This is a genomic window from Streptosporangium sp. NPDC053982 (assembly GCF_055585205.1).
Window position 1 is genome coordinate 193,504 of the sequence record NZ_JBVJKQ010000007.1, and the last position, 6,531, is coordinate 200,034.

At 71.4% G+C, this 6,531-nt stretch carries 7 protein-coding genes; 2 read left to right on the plus strand and 5 right to left on the minus strand.

From position 1 onward, the window contains the following. Positions 1–84: 84 nt before the first annotated feature. Positions 85–1,560, minus strand: a complete 1,476-nt coding sequence (gene zwf / locus ACZ6W9_RS14455) for a glucose-6-phosphate dehydrogenase (protein WP_389963120.1) — start codon at positions 1,558–1,560, stop codon at positions 85–87. Between the two features lie 144 nt (positions 1,561–1,704). Between zwf and ACZ6W9_RS14460 the strand changes: the two genes are divergently transcribed. After that, positions 1,705–2,874 carry an ROK family transcriptional regulator gene (locus tag ACZ6W9_RS14460; protein WP_389963123.1) on the plus strand — a complete coding sequence of 390 codons (1,170 nt, stop codon included), beginning with the start codon at positions 1,705–1,707 and terminating at the stop codon, positions 2,872–2,874. A 207-nt stretch (positions 2,875–3,081) separates the two neighbouring features. On the opposite strand, the gene ACZ6W9_RS14465 is transcribed toward ACZ6W9_RS14460, so the two are convergent. Genes ACZ6W9_RS14465 through ACZ6W9_RS14475 form a run of 3 tightly spaced genes read right to left on the minus strand, consistent with a single transcriptional unit; the run spans position 3,082 to position 4,148 of the window. Next, positions 3,082–3,339 carry a hypothetical protein gene (locus ACZ6W9_RS14465; RefSeq protein ID WP_362945892.1) on the minus strand — a complete coding sequence of 86 codons (258 nt, stop codon included), beginning with the start codon at positions 3,337–3,339 and terminating at the stop codon, positions 3,082–3,084. A 50-nt stretch (positions 3,340–3,389) separates the two neighbouring features. After that, positions 3,390–3,779, minus strand: coding sequence for a hypothetical protein (locus ACZ6W9_RS14470; RefSeq protein WP_389963126.1), 390 nt, complete (start codon positions 3,777–3,779; stop codon positions 3,390–3,392). Between the two features lie 3 nt (positions 3,780–3,782). Further along, on the minus strand, positions 3,783–4,148 hold the full coding sequence (locus ACZ6W9_RS14475; RefSeq protein ID WP_362945897.1) for a hypothetical protein: 366 nt from the start codon (positions 4,146–4,148) through the stop codon (positions 3,783–3,785). A gap of 95 nt (positions 4,149–4,243) precedes the next feature. Between ACZ6W9_RS14475 and ACZ6W9_RS14480 the strand changes: the two genes are divergently transcribed. Next, entirely contained in the window at positions 4,244–4,633 is a 390-nt protein-coding gene (locus ACZ6W9_RS14480; RefSeq protein WP_470118081.1) for a hypothetical protein, read from the plus strand. 150 nt (positions 4,634–4,783) lie between these two features. Here the strand turns inward: ACZ6W9_RS14480 and ACZ6W9_RS14485 are convergent, their stop codons facing one another. Next, the gene (locus ACZ6W9_RS14485; RefSeq protein WP_389963132.1) at positions 4,784–6,214 is read right to left on the minus strand and encodes a serine hydrolase domain-containing protein; all 1,431 of its coding nucleotides are present in this window, start codon (positions 6,212–6,214) and stop codon (positions 4,784–4,786) included. Positions 6,215–6,531 lie beyond the last annotated feature (317 nt).

Here is a 6,531-nt window from a genome sequence, read left to right on the forward strand (position 1 = left end):
ATCCACAGGGTTCATGGGGTTCACGGAAGGCCCCTCACGGGAGGAGTCGCGCGGAGGGCGTCCGGCGGCGGGCAGGGCGGCCGGTCACGCGAGGTCGTCCTCGTACCAGTAGCGGCCGCTGCGCAGCACCAGCTCGTGCGCCCCGGCCGGACCGGGGCTGCCCGCCGGGTACGGCTCGGGCGCGGAGCCCTGCGACTCCCACTCGTGCAGGATCGGGTCGATCCACCGCCAGGCGGCCTCCACCTCGTCGCGCCGCATGAACAGCGTCGGGTTCCCGGTGAGGACGTCCATGAGCAGCCGCTCGTAGGCCTCGGGCACCCGGGAGGTGAAGGTCTCGGCGAAGCTGAGGCTGAGCGGGACCGGCTTGAGCGCCACCTCGCCCGCGCCCGGCTCCTTGGCCATCAGGTGCAGCCGGATGCCCTCGCTCGGCTGCAGCCGCAGCACCAGCCGGTTGGGCGCGCTGCCCGCGAAGATCGAGTGGGGCACGTCCTTGAACTGCACCACGATCTCCGTGGACCGGTACGGCATGCGCTTGCCGGTGCGCAGGTAGAACGGCACGCCCGCCCAGCGCCAGTTCTTCACCTCGGCGCGGATCGCGGCGAAGGTCTCCACCCGGCGGGAGGCGTCGGTGGGCGCGGTGCTGTCGGGCTCGTCGAGGTAGCCCGGGACCCGCACGCCGTCGCACTCGCCCGCCGTGTACTGGCCGCGTACGGTGAACCGGTCGACCTCGCCGCCGACGATCGGCCGCAGCGACTGCAGGACCTTGACCTTCTCGTCGCGGATCGACTCCCGGTCGTTGCGCGACGGGGGCTCCATCGCCACCAGGCACAGCAGCTGCAGCAGGTGGTTCTGCACCATGTCGCGCAGCGCGCCCGCGTGGTCGTAGTAGCCGCGGCGGCCCGGGGTGCCCACGGTCTCGGCGGCGGTGATCTGGACGTGGTCGATCCACAGGGAGTTCCAGATCGGCTCCAGGAACGCGTTGGCGAACCGCAGCACCAGGAGGTTCTGGACCGTCTCCTTGCCCAGGTAGTGGTCGATCCGGTAGATCTGCCGCTCGTCGAAGATCGCTCCGACCTCGTCGTTGATCCGCTGGGCGCTGGCCAGGTCGCGGCCCAGCGGCTTCTCCAGCACCACCCGCGAGGCGGGGGTGACCAGGCCGGCCTGGTGCAGCTCGCGGCAGAACGGGCCGAACGTCATGGGCGGGCTGGCGAGGTAGAAGATCCGGTCCCGCTCCTCGCTCCCGGCGAGCAGGCGGGCGGTGCGCGACCAGCCCTCGGTGTCCTGGCCGCCGACGTCGATGGAGACGTGGTGCAGGCGGCCCAGGAAACGCTGCCAGGTGCCGTGGTCGTCCGCCGGGACGGAACCGCGGACCTCGGCGTCCACCTTGCCGCGGAAGTCGGAGTCGTCGAGCCCGCCCCGGGACATCGCGATGACGCGGGTCTCGGGGGCCAGGCGGCCGTCGCGGTCGCAGTGATACAGCGCGGGCAGGAGCTTCCGCATGGAGAGGTCACCTGTGCCGCCGAAGACGATCAGGTCGGCGGGCCGCGGGGTCTCGGACATGAGGACTGCTCCGTAGTGATCTACCGGATTAGGGATAGATCGGACAGTAGCCACATCTTGCGCTTCACACAAGCGGAGTTTTGTAATTTGAGATGAGAAAGCTCGGAGTTTTCATTCCATAACTCCGTGTGGTTCACTTGACCGATGCCGCGCCGTCCCGCCGCCGCCCTGGCCACCAGCGGTGAGGTGCTCCGCCTCATCCGCGCCGGTGAAGCCGTCACGCGCACCGACATCGGACGTGTCACCGGCCTGTCACGGCCGGCCGTCTCGCTGCGCGTCACCGAGCTGCTGGACCACGGGCTCGTCGTGGAGGACAGCGAGGGCCCCTCCACCGGCGGCCGCCCGCCGACCCGCCTCGTCTTCAACGCCGCGGGCGGCGTCATCCTCGTCGCCTCCCTGGGCGCCAGCCGCGCCCAGATCGCCGTCTGCGACCTCTCCGGCCGGCGGCTGGACGGCGTGAGCCTCGCCGTGGACGTGGAGGAGGGCCCGGACACCGTCCTGCCCCTGGTCATGGACACCTGGGCCGAACTGCTCGGCGACCGCCCCCTCTCCCAGGTGCGCGGCGTCGGCCTCGGCGTCCCCGCGACGGTCGAGTTCGCGGCCGGCCGTACCGAGAGCGCCCGGATCATGGCGAACTGGACCGGCGTCGCCATCCCGCCGATCATCGCCGAACGCTTCCCCGTCCCGGTCTTCCTCGACAACGACGTGAACGTCATCGCGATCGGCGAGCACCGCTCCGCCTACGCCGGGAACGCCGACGACCTGCTGTTCATCAAGGTCTCCACCCGGATCGGCGCCGGGGTCATCGCGGGCGGGGAGATCCTGCGCGGGGCGCTGGGCGCGGCCGGGGAGATCGGGCACATCCCGGTCCGCGACGGCGGGGGAGTGCTGTGCCGGTGCGGCAACGTCGACTGCGTCGACTCCGTGGCCAGCGGCACCGCCATCCTGCGCGACCTGCGTGACCGCGGCTACCAGGTGACGTCGCTGGCCGACGTGGTGAGCCTCGTCCGCGCCGGGGACGCCGAGACCATGGCCGTCGTCCGCAACGCCGCCCGGATGCTCGGCGAGGTCGTCGCCACCGCGGTCAACCTGCTCAACCCCGCCGTGGTCGTCCTGGGCGGCGACGTCGCCGAGTCGTTCCAGCCCCTGGTGTCGGGCGTGCGGGAGGTCGTCCACCGCCGCTCCACCGCCCTGTCCACCCGCAACCTGCGGATCGAGCGCAGCCGCCTCGGCCCCGGCGCGGGCATCGTCGGCTGCGCCCACATGGTCCTCGACCACATCCTGTCGCCCGAGGCGGTCGACGCCGCCCTCTGAGGATCCTCCGTACGGCCGGCCTCCTCTGCGGCCGGGTTCTCCGTGCGGCGTGGTCCTCCGTGCGGCGTGGTCCTCCGTACGGCCCGCGATCTCCTCGTGAAAGGCGCCGGCCGGGAAGGCCCCGAACGGGGAAGGGACCGTGGAAAAGCGCCGGCGGCCCCGGGAAGGCCGTCCGCCTCCCGAAGCCGCCGCCAGACGTGCGATGCCTCAGCCCGCCTCCTCCGTGGTCGAGCCGGGCCTCCGCGACTGGCGGCGAACACCGACCACGATGAACGCGATCGCTATCACCGCGAGGACCACGGCGGCGATGACCAGCCACGTGGTGCCGGTCGCGAAACCGAACATGGCGAGGACCGCGACCGGTATGAGCGCGAACGACGCCAGCCGGATGTAGACCACGTCCCTCGGCGTCGTCGGAACCGTCGGCCGCCCCCGGGAGTCCCGTCCTTCCTGGTTCTCAGTCATTGCTCCCCTCCTCTTGATCAGCCCCACCCTGCTACCCGGGTGTCCGCCGGTCATGTGCTCTGTGATCGTCGAAGTGTCTCCACCAGTCCTTCGGAGTCGGACACGGTGAGGGTTGCGCCGGGATGGGTCAGCAGACGCCCCGGCACGAGCGCGGGGACCGGCCGGTGGAACAGGACGCACACGCCTCTCCGCGTGCTCGTCCCGAAGGTCACGCCCCGATCGGCCAGCGACAGGTGCGGCCCGATGACCTTCCACGGCGTGTACGGGCCGGTGACGAGGGCGCCCGAGACGTTGGATACGGGTGTGCGCAGCCGCCAGGGGCCGAAGCGCACCCGCAGCTCGCCCGCGTCGACGAGGACGAACGCCCGCTCGGGGGTGATCCCCATCAGCTTCAGCGGCGTCACCCACGTCGACTCGAAGGCGAACTCGAAGCGCGGCACCGGTCAGCGCTCCCAGGGCGGTGTGTCACCCATCTTCGCGTAGTACCTGGCCAGGTGGGACTTGACCCGGTCAACCTCGTCCCGGGGGATCTTCACCCCGCCCCGCGCGCCCTGCATGACCGCCCCGGCCGCCATCACGGCGCGCGGCACGGCCTTCAGGTGGCCGCCGATCACGTCGGCGACCGGCAGCTTGTAGCTCTCGAAGTTCTCCGGGTCCTCGCCGTCGTACCAGACGTGCGCCTCGCGGTACTTCGCGTTTGGTTTCTCCTCGGCGCCCGCCCACTCGCGGACCCGCTTCTCGGCCGCGTCGGCGTCCCAGTCCCGGTCCCGGTCGGCGAGCGGCAGATCATGAAATCGCGTCACGGTCATCGTCGTCTTCCTCCTCCAGCGGGTTCCCTACCCGATCGCCCGCCGCCATGCCTAAAACGGACATATTTAGTGCTTTGCCGGGGAGTGGTACCCCCATGAACGAGCACGCAGCACCCGAGGAAGCAGCAGAGGCCGGGGACCCCACGGGGGAGGACCGGAAACCCGCCGGGGAGCACCGCGGTGGGGCACCGGCTGAACCGACGGCCGGCCCGTCGGACGAGCAGTCGGCCGATCTGTCGGCCGACCCGTCGGATGAGCAGCCGCCGGCGCCGCGCGGCATCGACGGCGAGAGCCGGGTGGTGGCCGAGAGATCCGGCGCGGACACGACCTTCCCCGACCGCCCGCTCCCGGCGGACCTGCTGGCGGACGACCTGGGGGACCTCATCGACGACCTGGCTCCCGACGCCGGAGCGGCGTCGGGGGAGGGATCGGGTGAGGCAACGGGCGAGCGGGCGCCCCAACCGGAGATGGGACCGGCGTCCTAGCGGGACCGGGACCCACGAGATGAGAGCCGGCGGAAAGCGGCCCCGGCCGCGAGGAGGAGACTCCTGCGGCCGGGAGCCGGTCCGGCGCGCCCAGCCCTGCTGAGACGCCGTACAGAGGAGACTCCCGCGGCTGGGGCCGGTCGCCGGCGCCTACGAGACGTCGGGCCGTGTCATCAGCGGCGACCTCAGGTGCAACGCCAGATCGGGGCCGGTCAGGGGCGCGACGTTCCACGTCGCCACCGCCGTCCCCGCGTCGGCGTCGACCACCAGCCGCACCCGGTGCGGGGTGGTGATGACGTAGAGATCGGCGACGAACGTGCCGCCCTGCCAGGCGCCGGCCGCGACGACAGGACGGCCGAGCGGTGAGCTCTCCCGCCATTCACCGTGACCGGCCGCGACGTCGAGGAGCGCCCCGAACCGCAGGCGCCATCCGCCGTCGACGGGATCGACGGTCACCGTGGTCCCGGCGGGCAGGGCCGAGTCCCCGGCGGAGGCGTCGATCACCGCCTTGACGGAACGCCCCGGGGCGGCCGAACCCGGTACCGGCGCGAGTGACAGCCGCCGCAGCCGATCGGCGAGGACCTCGTCGTCCCGGGTGCTTCCCGCCTGGTCCATGCCGGGCAGCAGACACTCCCACAGCGGGCCGAGTATCTCCTCACCCAGCACCGTCGCGCCGGTCATGGCGACCACGAGATCGTGCGACGGGACGACCACGCACAGTTGGCCGAAGGCGCCGTCACCCCGGTAACCGTGACGCGACATCCAGAACTGGTAGCCGTAGCCGCAGAGCGCGTCGGGGTTCTCCGACCAGCCCTCGACCTGCGGGGTGTCGATGTGCCGTCCGGTCGCGAGTTCCACCCATTCGCGGGGGACGAGCCGCCGGTCGCCCCACACGCCGCCGCGCAGCAGCAGCTCGCCGAAGGCGGCGACGGCCTCGGTCGTGAGGTGCAGGCCGTGGAACCCGAAGGAGGCGCCGCTCGCCACCCGGTCCCACTCGGCGTGGTCGATGCCCATCGGCGTGAAAAGGCGCTCGTCGAGAAACTCCGGCAGGCCGCGGCCCGTGACCCGTTCCACCATCCGGGCCAGGACGAAGGTGGTCGCATTGTCGTAGGCGTGCCGTGTTCCCTCGGGATCGGGAAACGGTACGCGCAGGAAGCCCTTCACCAGGTCGCCCGGTTCCAGCCGCCAGGCCTCGTCGAGACTGTCCGTGTCATGTCCGGTCGTCATGGACAGCAGGTGGTGGACGGTGAGGCGGCGCCCCTGCTCCGAGATGTCGGCCGGGACATGGTCGGGCAGCACGTCCACCACCCGGTCGTCCAGGGAGAGCAGCCCGTCGGCGATCACGAGCCCCACGGCGATCGAGGTGAACGACTTGGTCAGCGAGTAGAGAAGATGCGGGCGTTCGGCCGAGTACGGCGCCCACCAGCCCTCGGCGATGACGTGACCGTGGCGTACGACCATGATCGAGTGACGCTCGACGGAACCTGCTTCGAACCGGTCCAGCAGCGCGGCGATCGAACGGGATGACACCCCGGAGGCGGCCGGGGTCGACCGCGGCAGCAGGGCGCGTTGTGAAGACACCGGGTCACCCTAACGAGATCACCCGATCGGTTGGCAAGGCATTATCAGTGCGGCCGTGAGGCCCCGCGGGAACCTGTGGACCCCGCGGAAACCCGTGAGAACTCCGCGGGGACCTGTGAGAACTCGGCGGAGAGCTGTGAGAACTCCGCGGGGAACCCGTGGGTGAGGGAGTTCGTGGGGGAGGGGACCCGTGAGAAGGGGAGTTCGTGAGAGAAGGGGGGGCGGGGTTAGGGGGCCCCCCTAAGACGAAAAACCACCCCCCCGCCCCCACGGGTACGGCGGGGGGGGGCCCCAGGGCGGGGGGGTAGAACAATGGT